Below are 17,020 nucleotides of genomic sequence, written 5' to 3'. Positions count from 1 at the left end.
GGTGCGCCCGGGCGATTAGCTCAGTGGGAGAGCGCTTCGTTCACACCGAAGAGGTCACTGGTTCGAACCCAGTATCGCCCACCCGGACCGAAGGCCCCGGAGATCATCTCGATCTCCGGGGCCTTCGGCGTTCCCGGCCTTCGGCGTTCCCGGCCGAGGGGCGCCGGCGGCGGCCCGGGGTGCCGGTCCGGGGGTGCCTGTCCGGCGCGTGAGCGGCCCCGCGCAGACTGGGGGCATGGACTGGTGCCACTACCGCTTCCGCAGCGTCTGGGAGCTGCCCGCGGCGCCCTCGGTCGTCTACGCGGTCCTGGAGCGCCCCGAGGAGTACCCGCGCTGGTGGCCCCAGATCCGCGAGGTGACCCCGCTCGACGAGCACACCGCCACCGGCCGCTTCCGCTCGGTCATCCCGTACGACCTGTTCGTCACCGCCCACGAGACCAGGCGCGACCCCGAGGCCTTCGTCCTGGAGGCCGCACTGAGCGGCGACCTCGAAGGCCACGCCCGCTGGACTCTGGTCGCGCACCGCGGCGGCACCCGGGCCCTCTACGAGCAGGCGGTCGAGGTGCGCAAGCCGCTGATGCGCCGGCTCGCCCTGCCGGGGCGCCCGCTGTTCCGGGCCAACCACGCCCTGATGATGCGCTCCGGGCAACGCGGACTCCGCCGTCACCTGGAGGTGGTTTGAAAGCTGGGCCGAAAGGCCTGTATGGTTCAGTCCGTTCCCGGGCGATTAGCTCAGTGGGAGAGCGCTTCGTTCACACCGAAGAGGTCACTGGTTCGAACCCAGTATCGCCCACCGGGAAAGGCCGGTCCGTCCCCGACGGACCGGCCTTTTTGCTGCCCACCCGACCGGTGTTTTCGCTGCCCGCGGTCCCTCGGTGCCCCAGCAACGCTCAGGCGGCCGCCGGAAGTTCGGGCCGCAACGGCCACGCCGTGTCCACCAGCTCCGGCGTGCCCTGCTTGGTGAACCACGCCTGCAGGCCCCGTGCCTGCGCCGCGTGCCACGTCGTCTGCAATGCGTGCAACTCCGTGGGTGTCAGCCGCTCCAGACGGCCCGCGAACCTGCGCCCCACCGCCCGCACCAGCTCCAGCGCGGCCAGCGCGTCGGCCGCCGCGTCATGTGCGCCCTCCAGCACCACGCCGTAGTGCTCACACAGATCGGTGAGGGTGCGACGGCCCTTGCGGTAGCGGTCCAGATGCTTGTCCAGGACCCGCGGATCGAGCACCCGCAGCGGATTGCGGCCCAGATAGTGACCGAGGGAGGCGGCCCGATGGCGCCTCAACTCCCGGTCCAGCATGGTCAGATCGAACGGCGCGTTCATGATGACCAGCGGACGCCCCGCCGAGCACTGCTCCGCCAGCGCCTTCGCGACCTCGTCCATCACCGGCGCCGGCCAGCGCCCGTTCAGCTGGAGGTGTGCATCCGTCAGGCCGTGCACCTCGGTCGCGCCCGCAGGGACGGGTATCCCCGGGTTGATCAGCCAGCGCGTCACCCGCGGCCGCGCCGCCGGACCGTCCTGCACCACCAGGGCCGCCGAAACTATCCGGTCCCCCTCGACGTCCACCCCGGTCGTCTCCGTGTCGAACGCCGCCAGGGGACCCTCGAACCAGCACGTCATATCTACTCAACTCCTCGCGCACTACCGGCAGATGGCGTGCATCCCCTGCCCGATTCCGTGATACCCGTGCTGTTTGCGACATACGCCGTTTGCGGGCAGCGGAGTACGGAGACAACACAGGTGACGGAACGCACGGTTGACGGGCCGTCACGGAAAAGGTTCGGCACAGCCCGGAAGGCATACGACAGCCATGGCGCTCGCGCAGCCCGATCCGGCCGCGCCCGGGCACGGTCTGCTGCCCGAGGGGATCGCACCGCTGCGCGGCTCGCTCGCCACCACCGCCTGCATGGAGACCCTCCAGGTGGGCTACCTGCACGCGGTGGCGGCCGCAGCGGGATGCTCGCTGTCGCAGCCGTTCCCGGACAACGGAATCGACTGGCACCTCAGCCACAGCGCCGCCGGCCACACCGTCGACGACGAAGTGACCATCAAGGTGCAGCTCAAGTGCACGTACCAGATACCGCCGCATCCGCAGGGCGGAGCCTTCTCCTTCACGCTCGACAATGACCACCTGGTGAAGCTGGCCCGCACACCCGTGTCGGTCCACAAGATCCTGGTCGTCATGGTGGCGCCGCGGAATCGGGAGGAATGGCTGCACGCGGGCCACGACCGGCTCGCGCTGCGGCACTGCTGCTACTGGACCAACCTGGCCGGACACCCGGTGACCGGCCGGCGCAGAACCACGGTGCGAATACCGACCTCGCGGATCTTCGACGACCGCGCGCTCTGCGAGATCATGACGCGGGTCGGGGTGGGAGGGAGGCCCTGATGCGCTGGTTGGACGAAGAGCCCGGCGGAATGCCACCGGTACCCGGCCAGGTGGACCCCGCGGTGCTGGGGGTGCTGCTCAGCCGGCACGGCTGGCGCAGGCGAGGGGGAGCGGCCGGGCACTACACCCGCTGGACACCGCCCGGAGCCACCGGCTCCGGCACGAGCCTGCTCGTCCCCGAGAGCAGGGCCTACCCCGACAGCGATGACCTGCTCGGTGAAGCGCTGACCGCGCTCGCCCGCAGCGCCGCGCCCTCCGCCCGCGAGGTGCTCGTCTCGCTCGCCGTGCCCAGCGACGAGATCCGCTGGTGGCGCGAGGTACCCGAAGGCCCGGCCGGCGCCGCCTCCTGGAGCGAACAGGAACATCTGCGCGGCGCCGCCCATCGCATGCTGCTCGCCGGCGCCCTCGCCGTCCGCGGCACCGCCGGCCATCACGGCGCACGCCACCGCAGCCAGGCCCTCGCCTCCCTCGAAGGCGTCCTGGTGGAACCCGCGAGCGGCGGAGGCCTCACCGCGTTCGTGCCGGCGGCCTCCGCCCGGCCCGCCGTCGTCCGGCTGTACGCCGCGCTCGGCGCCGTACGCGACGCCGTCGACTACCAGCGCACCACCGGCGGCATGGAAGCCTTCGACGCCGCCGTGCGGGCAGGCGTGAGCCGGGAACTCACCGAATCCCTCGTCGCTCTGGTACGCGGCAGCGAAGGCGTCCGCATCGCCCTGGCCTGGGCGCCCGCCGCCGGGGTCCCCGTAGGGTGCGCCGCCCGCCCCGAACCCGTCGACTTCTCACCCGGCGACCTGCCCGCCCTGCGCGCCGCCGGCGCCCGCTACCTCGGCGGCGAACCGTCCGTGCCGGTCCGCATCACCGGCGCCGTGGTCCGCCTGCGCCGCCCGGCCCCGCGCGGACCCGGCGTCGTACGGCTGCGGGTGCTGGCCGGGGCGGAGGTCGCGCACGTACGCGTGGAGCTGGACGAGGAGGCGTACCGCATCGCGGGCCACGCCCACCTGGTCGGGCTGCCGATCCGTGTCGTGGGGCGCCTGGAGAGCCGGGGCGGGTTCCGGCGGCTCATGGACGCCCGCGAGGTGACCCCGGTCCAGGTCGACGACGCCGAACGGGACCGGCTCATGAAGTCGCTCCAGGAGAACCTCGACTTCTTCGAGGAGGCCTGCGGCGCGGAACCCGGCTCCGGCGACGAATGAGTGGCCCGATATCCGTTTCGCGACCCACCCCACCGGCTCGGTAGGATCGTCTCGCGTACGCGACACGCGCTGCGCGCCCCCTACGGCAGGAGAAGTCCGGTGTCAGACGTCCGTGTGGTCATCCAACGCGATTCCGAGCGGGAAGAGCGCGTGGTGACGACGGGCACTACGGCGGCCGAGCTCTTCGCCGGTGAGCGCACCATCGTCGCGGCCCGCGTCGCCGGTGAGCTCAAGGACCTCGCGTACGAGGTGAAGGACGGCGAGGAGGTCGAGCCCGTCGAGATCTCCTCCGAGGACGGCCTCAACATCCTGCGCCACTCCACCGCGCACGTCATGGCCCAGGCCGTGCAGGAGCTCTTCCCCGAGGCGAAGCTCGGCATCGGCCCGCCGGTCCGCGACGGCTTCTACTACGACTTCGACGTCGAGCGGCCGTTCACGCCCGAGGACCTCAAGGCCGTCGAGAAGAAGATGCAGGAGATCCAGAAGCGCGGCCAGCGCTTCTCCCGCCGCGTCGTCACCGATGAGGCCGCGCGCGAGGAGCTGGCGGACGAGCCGTACAAGCTGGAGCTCATCGGCATCAAGGGCTCGGCGTCCACCGACGACGGCGCGGACGTGGAGGTGGGCGGCGGTGAGCTGACCATCTACGACAATGTCGACGCCAAGACCGGCGAGCTGTGCTGGAAGGACCTCTGCCGCGGTCCCCACCTGCCGACCACCCGGAACATCCCCGCGTTCAAGCTGATGCGCAACGCCGCCGCCTACTGGCGCGGCAGCGAGAAGAACCCGATGCTCCAGCGCATCTACGGCACCGCCTGGCCGTCCAAGGACGAGCTGAAGGCGCACCTGGAGTTCCTCGCCGAGGCCGAGAAGCGTGACCACCGCAAGCTCGGCAACGAGCTCGACCTGTTCTCCATCCCGGAGCAGATCGGCTCCGGCCTCGCCGTCTTCCACCCCAAGGGCGGCATCATCCGCCGGGTCATGGAGGACTACTCGCGCCGCCGGCACGAGGAGGAGGGGTACGAGTTCGTCTACACCCCGCACGCCACCAAGGGGAAGCTCTTCGAGACCTCGGGCCACCTGGACTGGTACGCCGACGGCATGTACCCGCCCATGCAGCTCGACGAGGGCGTGGACTACTACCTCAAGCCCATGAACTGCCCGATGCACAACCTGATCTTCGATGCGCGCGGGCGTTCCTACCGTGAACTGCCGCTGCGGCTCTTCGAGTTCGGCACGGTGTACCGGTACGAGAAGTCGGGCGTGGTGCACGGTCTGACCCGCGCCCGGGGCTTCACCCAGGACGACGCGCACATCTACTGCACCAAGGAGCAGATGGCCGACGAGCTCGACCGGACGCTCACCTTCGTCCTGAACCTGCTCCGCGACTACGGTCTGAACGACTTCTACCTGGAGCTGTCGACCAAGGACCCGGAGAAGTTCGTCGGCTCGGACGAGATCTGGGAAGAGGCCACCAACACGCTCCGTGAGGTCGCCGAGAAGCAGGGCCTCGACCTGGTCGCCGACCCGGGTGGCGCGGCCTTCTACGGCCCGAAGATCTCGGTGCAGGCGCGTGACGCCATCGGCCGCACCTGGCAGATGTCGACCGTGCAGCTCGACTTCAACCTGCCGGAGCGGTTCGACCTGGAGTACACCGGTCCCGACGGCACCAAGCAGCGCCCGGTGATGATCCACCGCGCCCTGTTCGGCTCCATCGAGCGGTTCTTCGCGGTGCTCCTGGAGCACTACGCGGGTGCCTTCCCGGCGTGGCTCGCCCCCGTCCAGGCGGTCGGCATCCCGATCGGCGACGCCCACATCCCCTACCTCCAGGAGTTCGCCGCCGAGGCGAAGAAGAAGGGGCTGCGGGTCGAGGTCGACGCGTCGTCGGACCGGATGCAGAAGAAGATCCGCAACCAGCAGAAGCAGAAGGTCCCGTTCATGATCATCGTCGGGGACGAGGACATGGCCGCCGGGACGGTCTCCTTCCGCTACCGCGACGGTTCGCAGGAGAACGGCATCGCGCGTGACGCGGCGCTGGCGAAGCTCGTGGACGTGGTGGAGCGCCGCGTGCAGGTGTGACCATTCCCCGCCGGCGCGGGGATGGTCCGGACCCGCAGAGATGTGCGGAATCCGGCGCCAGGTGGTCCCCGTACCCGCGGGGCAGGGCCCCCGGGAAGTCAGCTTCCCGGGGGCCTTCGCGCGTGCTCTTCCCGGCCACCCCGCCGACGCCCCGGCCGCCCGAAGTCATATGCTTCCCCTCATGACGAGTGAGCCGGAGCAGCAGATCGGAGTGGGTGTCCAGGACGCGTTCCAGCGCCTGTGGACGCCTCACCGGATGGCGTACATCCAGGGCGAGAACAAGCCGACGGGACCGGAGTCCGGCGACGGGTGTCCGTTCTGCTCGATTCCGGCGAAGTCGGACGAGGACGGGCTGATCATCAAGCGGGGCGAGCATGTCTACGCCGTGCTGAACCTCTACCCCTACAACGGCGGGCACCTCATGGTCGTGCCCTATCGTCACGTCGCCGACTACACCGAGCTGGACGCGTCCGAGACGCTGGAGCTGGCCGAGCTCACCAAGCGGTCGATGACCGCGCTGCGCGCCGCGTCCGGAGCGCACGGGTTCAACATCGGCATGAACCAGGGCTCCGTGGCCGGCGCCGGGATCGCCGCCCATCTGCACCAGCACATCGTGCCGCGCTGGGGCGGCGACACCAATTTCATGCCGGTAGTCGGCCACACCCGGGTGCTGCCCCAACTCCTCGCGGACACCCGCACGATGCTGGCCGAGGCCTGGCCCTCCCAGTGACCTGAGTCGGAGATTCGTCGGCAGTGGGCGGCGCATCTGCGACCCGCATCACCAGCGCTTCTCCCGCGCGGCTCACGCGTCGTACAGGTCGGCCTTGCGCGGCGCCGGGTCCTGGACGAGGCCGCTGAGGACCGAGGAGCGGTTGGTGAAGCGCTCGGTGTTCACTCCGTGCTCATCGAGCACCTTCATGGCCGCGGAGTGGACCACGCGCAGCACCGGGGTCGCCGCGCGCATCGCGTCGTCGGCCATGAAGCGGTGGCGCCACGGCTTGTCGGCCCAGGCGTGCCGCAGGCCGAACGGCTCGGGCAGCGCTATGCGGCCGCCCAGGTGGTCCAGGAGCGGCGGGAACCAGGTCAGCGGGGCTCGGGCGGCGAGCCGCACCACTTCACTGGCGTCGACGAGGGGCAGCTGGACCGTCTTCTTCTCCCAGAACTTGAAGGCCTTGTCGACCTCCTTGGTCTTGGGGGCGGGCTTGGTGGTGAACAGAGGGTGGACCGGGCCGAGAGCATGGCCGGTCACCTCGATCCGCAGGGTCTCGTGCAGCACGGTGACGGTGACCATCATGGTGATGACCAACTGGCCGTCCCACAGCGTGAATTGGATGCCGAGGTAGTGCCGGTTCCCGCTGGAGAACTGCTGCTCGTTGCAGATGCGCTGTATCTCGTGCTGGCGTACCTGGAAGTTGTCGATGTCCTGACCGCTGGGCCGGGACACCTCCTTGGCGCCTTCGCCGATCGGTGAGACGACCCAGTTCTTGATGGACGGGGTGGGAAAGCCGCCGGTGTGCAGGGGGCCGCGCTCCAGGAGCTGGAGGCGGTCCTGGATCGCCCTTATGACATCCCAGCTGCGGAAGCCGTGGATTTCCTTGCCGGCTTCCTTGGGCTCCAGCTCCTCGGCGAGCTGCCAGCTGCCCCAGCGGGTGCCCATGCCGAGTATGCCCTTGGGGCCGGCGTAGAAGACGATGTTGGACTGGTCCTCGGCGGCCAGTTTGACCAGGGACTGGCGCAGTTGCTCCGCGGGGCCGGCGGCCGCGCTCTTGGGTACGGCCTCGGGGATCCTGGCGCCCATGCCGCCGCCGCCGAGCAGGCTGTCCCAGCCGGAGCGCAGATCGCGCGCGGTCTTCTCGCAGATGGTCTTGGCCCAGAACCAGCCGATGACGGGGGCCACGATCATCGCGCGGAGGTAGAGGCCGAGGATGCCGTGGAAGGGAAGTTTGATCAGGAAGAGGACCGCGAGGCCGGCGGCGGCCACGAGCAGGATGGTGCCGAGGGCGCCCATGCTTCGGTTCTTGGCCCCGGCCAGGGTGCGGCGGAGCTGGAAGACACCGAGCCACAGGAGCATGCCGGGCAGGAAGAGGAGCCCGAACACGGCCATGACGAGGGTGAGTCTGCCGTCGCGCTCCTTGCGGATACGGATCGAGGCGAGGCAGTGCTCGACGATGGTGCCGGGCTCGGTGCCGAAGGACTGGATGATGCCCTTGCGGGTGGCGCCGAGCATCCTGGACTGCACGGCGCGGGCGAAGGCCTCGCCGAGGTTGGGTTCGAGGAGGGAGAGCTTTCCCTTGGTCACTGCGGACTCGTGCCACTCGTTGTTGGCCTTCAGGATGTCCTCGACCGGGCTGTCCCGGTACGCGGCCGAGGCGAGTGCCTGGGTCGCCGCCGTCTGGCCGGCGGAGCCCTGGAGCGGCACCTGTGGCCTGGGCAAGAAGTCGAAGAATGGCTCTTCCGTCGTCATTGCCGCCCCCATCGCCGCGCGCCGTCGCTCTGCGGCCTCTTCCCGACCACCGCACCCCGCACACCATCTGATCTGGGACCCCAGCGTATCGGGGTCGTGGCCCCCTCGTCAGGGGACGTCGGAATGCCGCCCACCACGCGGAGACCGCGGCGGGCGTATTCCTGATGGATCCCCGATGCATTCCTGATGCTATGTCAATTAGCGTCCCTCTTCCGGCTGTTCACGCATTTTGTCGGCGATCTGGGGCGGCATCGGCTCGTGCCGTGCGTACCTGCGGCTGAAGTGCCCCGTGCCGTGCGAGAGCGACCGCAGGTCGAGTGCGTACCGGCCGATCTCGATCTCCGGGATCTCGGCCCGCACCAGCGTGCGCCCCGGGCCGGCCTGTTCGGTGCCCACGACCCGGCCGCGGCGGCCCGACAGGTCGCTCATCACGGGGCCCACGTAGTCGTCGGCGACCATGACCTGGACCTCGGCGACGGGTTCCAGCAGATGGATCCGGGCGTCGGCGGCCGCCTCGCGCAGGGCGAGCGCGCCGGCGGTCTGGAAGGCGGCGTCGGAGGAGTCCACCGAGTGGGACTTGCCGTCGAGGAGCGTGACGCGCACGTCGACCAGGGGGTAGCCCGCCGCCACACCCTTCGCGGCCTGGGACCGTACGCCCTTCTCGACCGACGGGATGAACTGGCGCGGGACGGCGCCGCCGACCACCTTGTCCACGAACTCGATGCCGCTGCCCGGCGGCAGGGGCTCGACGTCGATCTCGCAGATCGCGAACTGGCCGTGGCCGCCCGACTGCTTGACGTGCCGGCCGCGCCCGGCCGACCGTGCGCCGAACGTCTCCCGCAGCGACACCTTGTGCGGGACGACGTCGACCTGGACGCCGTACCGGCTGCGCAGCCGCTCCAGGGCGACCTCGCGGTGGGCCTCGCCCAGACACCACAGCACCAACTGGTGGGTGTGCGGGTTCTGTTCGAGCCGCATGGTGGGGTCCTCGGCCACCAGCCGCGCGAGGCCCTGCGAGAGCTTGTCCTCGTCGGCCTTGCTGTGGGCCTCGATCGCCAGCGGGAGCAGCGGGTCGGGCATGTCCCAGGGCGCCATCAGAAGCGGATCGTCCTTGGCGGACAGGGTGTCTCCGGTCTCGGCCCTGATGAGTTTCGCCACGCACGCCAGGTCGCCTGCGACGCACTGGGCGAGTGGGCGCTGCTGTTTGCCGAAGGGCGAGGACAGCGCGCCGATGCGCTCGTCGACATCGTGGTCCTCGTGGCCGCGGTCCGCCATGCCGTGCCCGGAGACATGGACGGTCTCGTCGGGGCGCAGGGTGCCGGAGAAGACCCGCACCAGGCTGATCCGGCCGACGTACGGATCGGAGGAGGTTTTGATCACCTCGGCGACCAGGGGGCCGTCGGCGGCGCAGGCCGGGGTGGGGCGGGGGGCGCCTTCCGGGGTCGTGAGGTCGGGTGCGGCCCGTTCCAGTGGCGAGGGGAAACCGCCGGTGATGAGTTCGAGCAGTTCGACGGTGCCGAGGCCGTGCCGGGCGCCCTCGGCGGCGGGTGCGGCGGCCAGGACGGGGTGGAAGGTGCCGCGTGCGACCGCTCGCTCCAGGTCGGCGACGAGTGACTTGAAGTCGATGTCCTCGCCGCTGAGATAGCGGTCCATGAGGGTCTCGTCCTCGCTCTCGGCGATGATCCCCTCGATGAGCCGGTTGCGGGCCTGCTCGATCAGCGGGAGCTGGCCCGCGTCGGGGCCCGTCTCCTTGCGCTCGCCGGAGGCGTAGTCGAAGACCCGCTGCGAGAGCAGCCCGATCAGACCCGTCACCGGGGCGTGCCCGTCGGGGCCGGCCGCGCCGTGGACCGGCAGGTACAGCGGCAGGACGGCGTCGGGGTCGTCGCCGCCGAACGCGCCGGCGCAGATCTCGGTCATGGCGTCGAAGTCCGCGCGGGCCGCCTCCAGGTGCGTGACCACGATGGCCCGCGGCATCCGGACGGCCGCGCACTCGTCCCAGAGCATCCGGGTCGAGCCGTCCATGCCGTCGGCGGCGGAGACGACGAAGAGGGCCGCGTCCGCGGCGCGCAGACCGGCCCTGAGCTCCCCGACGAAGTCGGCGTATCCGGGGGTGTCCAACAGGTTGATCTTGAAGCCGCCCCAGGTGAGGGGGACCAGCGAGAGCTGTACGGAGCGCTCCCTGCGGTGCTCGATCTCGTCGTAGTCGGAGACGGTGGCGCCGTCCTCGACCCGGCCCGCGCGGTTGACGGCCCCTGCCGCCAGCGCGAGCGCCTCCACCAACGTGGTCTTTCCGGATCCGTTGTGGCCGACCAGCACCACGTTCCGTACGGATGCGGGGTGGTCGGCCGTCGGGGCCCTGCCGGCGGCCCCGGGGTGTGTGTGCGCCTTGTCGCCCATGTCCGTTCCTCCCGGTTTCGTGCGCGGTGAGGTGGTGAGAGGGCGCGGACACGCGGACTCCGCGTGCCAAGGCGGCATCAGCGACGCCCGCGGTAATTCGAGCTTTGCACTCCGGTCACGGGGCGTCCATACGTCGTACGTGTCCGCGCCGCGCACGGAGGCCCCGCCGCGAGCCCCGACGGGTGGTCCGGCGGTGCGGCCCGTCAGTCGTGGCTACGATGGGTCGGCCGGTGGCCAGCAGGGGCCGCGCGGCCACACCGACCCCTCGGGAAGGCCATGCTGAACAAGTACGCGCGTGCATTCTTCACGCGTGTCCTCACGCCGTTCGCCGCATTTCTGCTCCGCCGCGGAGTCAGCCCCGACGCGGTGACCCTCGTCGGCACGGCCGGAGTGATGGCGGGTGCGCTGGTCTTCTTCCCCCGTGGAGAGTTCTTCTGGGGCACGATCGTCATCACCCTGTTCGTCTTCTCCGACCTGGTCGACGGCAACATGGCCCGCCAGGCCGGGATCTCCAGCCGCTGGGGCGCCTTCCTCGACTCGACGCTCGACCGGGTCGCCGACGGCGCGATCTTCGGCGGCTTCGCGCTCTGGTACGCCGGGCGGGGTGACGACAACGCGCTGTGCGCGGTGGCCATCTTCTGCCTGGCCAGCGGCCAGGTGGTGTCCTACACCAAGGCGCGCGGCGAGGCGATCGGCCTGCCGGTCGCCGTCAACGGGCTCGTCGAGCGCGCCGAGCGCCTCGTCATCTCGCTCGTCGCCGCGGGTCTCGCGGGGCTCCACAACTTCGGGGTGCCCGGCATCCAGGTGCTGCTTCCCATCGCGCTGTGGATCGTCGCCGTCGGCAGCCTGATCACCCTGATCCAGCGCGTGGTGACGGTCCGCAGGGAGTCCGCCGAGGCCGACGCGGCCGCCGCGCGGGCCGCCGGTGAGGCGGGCGTATGAAGGACCGACTGACCGACGCGCTGTACGGCCTCGGCTGGGCGGCGATCAAGAAGCTGCCCGAACCCGCCGCGACCCGGCTCGGCCGGAGCATCGCCGACCAGGTGTGGAAGCGGCGCGGCAAGAGCGTGCTGCGCCTGGAGTCCAACCTCGCGCGGGTCGTCCCCGACGCCTCGGCGGCGCGGCTCGCCGAACTCTCCCGGGCCGGCATGCGCTCGTACATGCGGTACTGGATGGAGTCGTTCCGGCTGCCGTCGTGGAGCCGGGACCGGATGGCGAACGGGTTCGTGCCCGAGGACGTCCACCACCTGATGGACGGCCTCGCCGCGGGGCGCGGCGTCGTCGTCGCGCTGCCGCACATGGGCAACTACGACCTCGCGGGCGCCTGGGTCACCAGCAAGCTGGACATCCCCTTCACCACGGTCGCCGAACGCCTCAAACCCGAGACGCTCTACGACCGCTTCGTCGCCTACCGCGAGAGCCTGGGCATGGAGGTGCTGCCGCACACCGGCGGCTCCGCCTTCGGCACCCTGGCCCGGCGGCTTCGCGCGGGCGGCCTCGTCTGCCTGGTCGCCGACCGCGACCTGTCGGCCTCCGGCGTCGAGGTCAAGTTCTTCGGCGAGACGACCCGGATGCCCGCGGGGCCCGCCATGCTGGCCCAGCAGACCGGCGCGCTCCTCCTGCCGGTGACGCTCTGGTACGACGACTCGCCGATCATGAAGGGGCGGCTGCACCCGCCCATCGAGGTGCCCGAGACAGGTGACCGGGCCTCCAGGACGTCCTCCATGACACAGGCGCTGGCAGATGCCTTCGCCACCGGAATCGCCGACCACCCGGAGGACTGGCACATGCTGCAACGCCTGTGGCTCGCGGACCTGGAGGAGCGCCGAACGTGAAGATCGGCATCGTCTGCCCGTACTCGTGGGACGTCCCCGGCGGCGTCCAGTTCCACATCCGGGACCTGGCGGAGCACCTCATCCGCTTCGGTCACGAGGTGTCGGTGCTCGCCCCCGCCGACGACGAGACCCCGCTGCCGCGGTACGTTGTCTCGGCGGGCCGAGCCGTCCCCGTCCCGTACAACGGCTCGGTCGCGCGGCTCAACTTCGGGTTCCTCTCCGCGGCGCGCGTACGGCGCTGGCTGCACGACGGCACCTTCGACGTCATCCACATCCACGAGCCGGCCTCGCCCTCGCTCGGGCTGCTCTCCTGCTGGGCCGCGCAGGGACCCATCGTGGCCACCTTCCACACCTCCAACCCCCGCTCCCGCGCGATGATCGCGGCGTACCCGATCCTCCAACCCGCCCTGGAGAAGATCAGCGCGCGCATCGCGGTCAGCGAGTACGCGCGCCGCACCCTCGTGGAGCACCTGGGCGGTGACGCGGTGGTGATCCCCAACGGCGTCGACGTCGACTTCTTCGCGAAGGCGGAGCCGAACAAGGAGTGGCAGGGCCAGACCCTCGGCTTCATCGGCCGCATCGACGAGCCCCGCAAGGGCCTGCCGGTCCTCATGAAGGCCCTGCCCCAGATCCTCGCCGAACGCCCCGGGACCCGGCTGCTCGTCGCGGGCCGCGGCGACGAGGAGGAAGCCGTCGCCTCCCTTCCGCCCGAGCTGCGCTCCCGGGTCGAGTTCCTCGGCATGGTCAGCGACGAGGACAAGGCGCGGCTGCTGCGCAGCGTGGACGTGTACGTCGCGCCCAACACCGGCGGCGAGAGCTTCGGGATCATCCTCGTCGAGGCGCTCTCCGCGGGCGCCGCGGTCCTCGCCAGCGACCTGGACGCCTTCGCGCAGGTTCTCGACCAGGGCGAGGCCGGCGACCTGTTCGCCAACGAGGACGCCGACGCCCTGGCCGCCGCGGCGGTACGTCTGCTCGCCGACCCCGAGCGCCGGGCCGGCCTGAGCGAACGTGGCTCGGCGCATGTGCGGCGCTTCGACTGGGCGACGGTGGGAGCGGACATCCTCGCGGTGTACGAGACGGTGACGCATGGCGCGGCGGCGGTCGCGGCGGACGAACGTCCTGGCTTCCGCGCGAGGTTCGGCCTGGCCCGCGACTGAGCTCCGCTCACTCCGCGCTGCGCTCCCCAACTGGGCATCCTGCCCGGGGCCGGCCCCGCCGGGGGTGCGGGGGCTTCGCCGCACTGGTCAACCCTGTCAAGGTCAGCCCCGTCAGGGGTGCGGGGAACTGCGCGGGACGCGGGCATGGTCCGCACCCGAAGGCGGGGTTGCTGGGGCTCCGCCCCAGACCCCGTTCGGGCCTGAAGGGCCCTCGTCCTCAAACGCCGGACGGGCTGAGGTGGGCCACATGGGCCGGGACCGAGAAGCCGGACGGGCTGAGGTGGGCCTCCCTGGCAGGGCCCGCCCCGGTAGCCTTGCCGCCCGTGACCGTAACCCTCATCTGGATCGTCGTCGCCCTCGTCGCCATCGGGCTCTACCTCAGCTGGACCGCCGGCCGGCTCGACCGGCTGCACGCCCGCATCGACGCGGCCCGGGCCGCCCTCGACGCCCAACTGCTGCGCCGTGCGTCGGTCACCCAGGAACTCGCCACCAGCGGAGTGCTGGACCCGGCTGCCTCCATCGTGCTCTATGAGGCCGCGCACGCCGCACGGCAGGCGGAGGAGGAGCACCGGGAGGTCGCCGAGAGCGAGCTCAGCCAAGCGCTGCGGGCCGTCTTCGGGGAGCCCGCGCAGGTCGAGGCCGTACGGGAGGCACCCGGGGGCGTGGAGGCCGCCGAAGAGCTCGCCCAGGCGGTGCGACGGGTGCCGATGGCGCGGCGTTTCCACAACGACGCCGTCCGCGCGGCACGGGCGCTGCGCCGGCACCGTACGGTGCGCTGGCTGCGGCTCGCCGGGCACGCGCCGTTCCCGCTCGCCTTCGAGATGGACGACGAGCCGCCGACCGCGCTGGCCGACCGGCCGGGCACCTGATCCGGGACAGGGACAGGGCAGGAGACAGGGGCAGAGACAGGGGCAGGGACAGGGGCAGGGGGCAGGGCATCTGAGCCCGGGGGCGCGCGGCCGAATCGGGGCCGCGCGGCTGGAAACGATCCACCGGCTGCGCATTGGCCCTTGCAGTGGACTGTGCGGGCGGGGTTCTCTCAGCTCAGCAGAATCCCTTTCTTCGCTCAGTGAGGTCGCTCCGTGTCCAGCACCCCTTCCAGCACCCCCAACGCCGACAACCCCGCCGTCGGCACCGCACGCGTCAAGCGCGGCATGGCCGAGCAGCTCAAGGGCGGCGTGATCATGGACGTGGTCAACGCCGAGCAGGCGAAGATCGCCGAGGACGCGGGGGCCGTCGCCGTCATGGCCCTGGAGCGGGTTCCCGCCGACATCCGCAAGGACGGCGGCGTGGCCCGGATGTCCGACCCGAACATGATCGAGGAGATCATCGCCGCGGTCTCCATCCCGGTGATGGCCAAGTCCCGCATCGGCCACTTCGTCGAGGCCCAGGTCCTCCAGTCCCTCGGCGTCGACTACATCGACGAGTCCGAGGTCCTCACCCCGGCCGACGAGGTCAACCACAGCGACAAGTTCGCCTTCACCACGCCGTTCGTGTGCGGCGCCACCAACCTGGGCGAGGCCCTGCGCCGCATCGCCGAGGGCGCGGCCATGATCCGCTCCAAGGGCGAGGCCGGCACCGGCAACGTCGTCGAGGCCGTCCGCCACCTGCGCCAGATCAAGAACGAGATCGCCAAGCTGCGCGGCTTCGACAACAACGAGCTGTACGCCGCCGCCAAGGAGCTGCGCGCCCCGTACGAGCTGGTCAAGGAAGTCTCCGAGCTCGGCAAGCTCCCCGTGGTGCTGTTCTCCGCCGGTGGCGTGGCCACCCCCGCCGACGCCGCGCTGATGCGCCAGCTCGGCGCCGAGGGCGTCTTCGTCGGCTCCGGCATCTTCAAGTCGGGCGACCCGGCCAAGCGTGCCGCCGCCATCGTGAAGGCCACCACCTTCTACGACGACCCGAAGATCATCGCGGACGCCTCCCGCAACCTGGGTGAGGCCATGGTCGGCATCAACTGCGACACGCTGCCCGAGACCGAGCGCTACGCCAACCGCGGCTGGTAATCACAGTCATGAGCACCCCAGTCATCGGTGTCCTGGCGCTCCAGGGCGACGTACGGGAGCACCTCATCGCCCTGGCCGCGGCCGACGCCGTGGCCAGGCCGGTCAGGCGCCCCGAGGAACTCGCCGAGGTCGACGGTCTCGTCATCCCCGGCGGCGAGTCCACCACCATCTCCAAGCTGGCCGCGCTCTTCGGCATGCTGGAGCCGCTGCGTGAGCGCATCCATGCCGGCCTGCCCGTCTACGGCACCTGCGCCGGCCTGATCATGCTCGCCGACAAGATCCTCGACCCGCGCTCGGGCCAGGAGACCTTCGGCGGCATCGAGATGATCGTCCGCCGCAACGCCTTCGGCCGTCAGAACGAGTCGTTCGAGGCGACCGTCGAGGTCGCGGGGGTGGGCCCCGTGGAGGGCGTCTTCATCCGCGCGCCCTGGGTCGAGTCGGTCGGCGCCCGCGCCGAGGTCCTCGCCGAGCACGGCGGTCACATCGTCGCCGTGCGCCAGGGCAACGCCCTTGCGACCTCGTTCCACCCCGAGCTCACCGGCGACCACCGCATGCACGCGCTCTTCGTGGACATGGTGCGCGCCGCGGTGTGAGGGACGCCCGCTCCGGCGCCCCGCCCCGCGCGGGGGCCGGGCGACGGGTGGGCCGGGTCCCGGTAGGATCTCTGCCGAACGACGCAGAATGGGTTACGCGAAGGAGACAGGCAGATGTCCGGCCACTCTAAATGGGCTACGACGAAGCACAAGAAGGCCGTGATCGATGCCAAGCGCGGCAAGCTCTTCGCGAAGCTGATCAAGAACATCGAGGTCGCGGCCCGCACCGGGGGCGCCGACATCGAAGGCAACCCGACCCTCTTCGACGCCGTACAGAAGGCCAAGAAGCAGTCGGTGCCCAACAAGAACATCGACTCCGCGCTCAAGCGCGGTGCCGGTCTCGAGGCGGGCGGCGCCGACTACGAGACGATCATGTACGAGGGTTACGGCCCGAACGGTGTCGCGGTGCTCATCGAGTGCCTCACCGACAACCGCAACCGTGCCGCCTCCGACGTACGTGTCGCGATGACCCGCAACGGCGGCTCCATGGCCGACCCGGGATCCGTCTCGTACCTGTTCAACCGCAAGGGCGTCGTTGTCCTGGCCAAGGGCGAGCTCTCCGAGGACGACGTCCTGGAGACCGTGCTCGAGGCGGGCGCCGAGGAAGTCAACGACCTCGGTGACTCCTTCGAGATCATCTCCGAGGCCACCGACATGGTCGCGGTCCGCACGGCGCTCCAGGAGGCCGGCATCGACTACGACTCGGCCGAGGCCAACTTCGTTCCGACCATGCAGGTCGAGCTGGACGAAGACGGCGCGCGGAAGATCTTCAAGCTGATCGACGCGCTGGAGGACAGCGACGACGTGCAGAACGTCTTCGCCAACTTCGACGTCTCCGACGAGGTCATGGAGAAGGTCGACGCGTAGCACTGCCGCACAGCGAGCGGTTCCGGCGGGCCGATGGGACGGACACGTCC

15 protein-coding genes and 2 tRNA genes are annotated in these 17,020 nt (G+C 70.7%); 14 read left to right on the top strand and 3 right to left on the bottom strand.

Going from position 1 to position 17,020, the window contains the following annotated elements; all coding sequences use genetic code 11:
• Positions 1 to 9: 9 nt before the first annotated feature.
• The 3 genes from AB0D31_RS33680 (at position 10) to AB0D31_RS33670 (ending at position 793) form a co-directional block, all read left to right on the top strand.
• A tRNA-Val gene (locus AB0D31_RS33680) sits at positions 10 to 81 on the top strand.
• A gap of 154 nt (positions 82 to 235) precedes the next feature.
• The gene (locus AB0D31_RS33675) at positions 236 to 682 is read left to right on the top strand and encodes an SRPBCC family protein (RefSeq protein WP_362730422.1); all 447 of its coding nucleotides are present in this window, start codon (positions 236 to 238) and stop codon (positions 680 to 682) included.
• A 39-nt stretch (positions 683 to 721) separates the two neighbouring features.
• Positions 722 to 793: transfer RNA gene (locus AB0D31_RS33670), tRNA-Val, on the top strand.
• A gap of 97 nt (positions 794 to 890) precedes the next feature.
• On the opposite strand, the gene AB0D31_RS33665 is transcribed toward AB0D31_RS33670, so the two are convergent.
• Positions 891 to 1,616, bottom strand: a complete 726-nt coding sequence (locus tag AB0D31_RS33665) for a 3'-5' exonuclease (RefSeq protein ID WP_362730419.1) — start codon at positions 1,614 to 1,616, stop codon at positions 891 to 893.
• A gap of 190 nt (positions 1,617 to 1,806) precedes the next feature.
• Here AB0D31_RS33665 and AB0D31_RS33660 point away from each other — a divergent pair, with 190 nt between their 5' ends.
• The 4 genes from AB0D31_RS33660 to AB0D31_RS33645 all read left to right on the top strand — a co-directional run bounded on the left by AB0D31_RS33660 (position 1,807) and on the right by AB0D31_RS33645 (position 6,384).
• Positions 1,807 to 2,385, top strand: coding sequence for a DUF4365 domain-containing protein (locus tag AB0D31_RS33660; RefSeq protein WP_362730416.1), 579 nt, complete (start codon positions 1,807 to 1,809; stop codon positions 2,383 to 2,385).
• Positions 2,385 to 3,578 carry a hypothetical protein gene (locus AB0D31_RS33655; protein WP_362730413.1) on the top strand — a complete coding sequence of 398 codons (1,194 nt, stop codon included), beginning with the start codon at positions 2,385 to 2,387 and terminating at the stop codon, positions 3,576 to 3,578. The genes AB0D31_RS33660 and AB0D31_RS33655 overlap by 1 nt, the downstream gene beginning before the upstream one ends.
• A 99-nt stretch (positions 3,579 to 3,677) precedes the next feature.
• Positions 3,678 to 5,654 carry a threonine--tRNA ligase gene (gene thrS, locus AB0D31_RS33650; protein WP_362730411.1) on the top strand — a complete coding sequence of 659 codons (1,977 nt, stop codon included), beginning with the start codon at positions 3,678 to 3,680 and terminating at the stop codon, positions 5,652 to 5,654.
• Between the two features lie 169 nt (positions 5,655 to 5,823).
• A complete protein-coding gene (locus AB0D31_RS33645) occupies positions 5,824 to 6,384 on the top strand; it encodes an HIT domain-containing protein (RefSeq protein ID WP_362730408.1) in 561 nt (186 codons plus the stop codon).
• 72 nt (positions 6,385 to 6,456) lie between these two features.
• On the opposite strand, the gene AB0D31_RS33640 is transcribed toward AB0D31_RS33645, so the two are convergent.
• A complete protein-coding gene (locus AB0D31_RS33640; protein WP_362730405.1) occupies positions 6,457 to 8,118 on the bottom strand; it encodes a hypothetical protein in 1,662 nt (553 codons plus the stop codon).
• Positions 8,119 to 8,316: 198 nt separating this feature from the next.
• The gene (locus AB0D31_RS33635) at positions 8,317 to 10,515 is read right to left on the bottom strand and encodes an elongation factor G-like protein EF-G2 (protein WP_362730402.1); all 2,199 of its coding nucleotides are present in this window, start codon (positions 10,513 to 10,515) and stop codon (positions 8,317 to 8,319) included.
• 276 nt (positions 10,516 to 10,791) lie between these two features.
• Here AB0D31_RS33635 and pgsA point away from each other — a divergent pair, with 276 nt between their 5' ends.
• From pgsA to AB0D31_RS33600, 7 genes are all read left to right on the top strand, one after another.
• Positions 10,792 to 11,457: a phosphatidylinositol phosphate synthase gene (gene pgsA, locus AB0D31_RS33630; protein ID WP_362730400.1), complete on the top strand. Its 666-nt coding sequence runs from the start codon at positions 10,792 to 10,794 to the stop codon at positions 11,455 to 11,457.
• Positions 11,454 to 12,350: a phosphatidylinositol mannoside acyltransferase gene (locus AB0D31_RS33625; protein ID WP_362730398.1), complete on the top strand. Its 897-nt coding sequence runs from the start codon at positions 11,454 to 11,456 to the stop codon at positions 12,348 to 12,350. The genes pgsA and AB0D31_RS33625 overlap by 4 nt, the downstream gene beginning before the upstream one ends.
• Positions 12,347 to 13,507, top strand: a complete 1,161-nt coding sequence (locus AB0D31_RS33620; RefSeq protein ID WP_362730395.1) for a glycosyltransferase family 4 protein — start codon at positions 12,347 to 12,349, stop codon at positions 13,505 to 13,507. The genes AB0D31_RS33625 and AB0D31_RS33620 overlap by 4 nt, the downstream gene beginning before the upstream one ends.
• Positions 13,508 to 13,830: 323 nt before the next feature.
• On the top strand, positions 13,831 to 14,376 hold the full coding sequence (locus AB0D31_RS33615; RefSeq protein ID WP_356614284.1) for a hypothetical protein: 546 nt from the start codon (positions 13,831 to 13,833) through the stop codon (positions 14,374 to 14,376).
• 213 nt (positions 14,377 to 14,589) lie between these two features.
• On the top strand, positions 14,590 to 15,510 hold the full coding sequence (pdxS, locus tag AB0D31_RS33610; protein ID WP_362730392.1) for a pyridoxal 5'-phosphate synthase lyase subunit PdxS: 921 nt from the start codon (positions 14,590 to 14,592) through the stop codon (positions 15,508 to 15,510).
• 8 nt (positions 15,511 to 15,518) lie between these two features.
• On the top strand, positions 15,519 to 16,103 hold the full coding sequence (gene pdxT / locus AB0D31_RS33605; protein WP_362730389.1) for a pyridoxal 5'-phosphate synthase glutaminase subunit PdxT: 585 nt from the start codon (positions 15,519 to 15,521) through the stop codon (positions 16,101 to 16,103).
• Positions 16,104 to 16,217: 114 nt separating this feature from the next.
• Positions 16,218 to 16,970 (top strand): YebC/PmpR family DNA-binding transcriptional regulator, encoded by a 753-nt coding sequence (locus tag AB0D31_RS33600; RefSeq protein ID WP_362730386.1) that lies wholly within the window; start codon positions 16,218 to 16,220, stop codon positions 16,968 to 16,970.
• Positions 16,971 to 17,020: the final 50 nt, after the last annotated feature.

The organism is Streptomyces sp. NPDC048361 (genome assembly GCF_040651795.1).
Lineage (GTDB): Bacteria > Actinomycetota > Actinomycetes > Streptomycetales > Streptomycetaceae > Streptomyces.
Note: the sequence above shows the minus strand (reverse complement) of the source record. Positions and strands in the feature narration are given on the sequence as shown.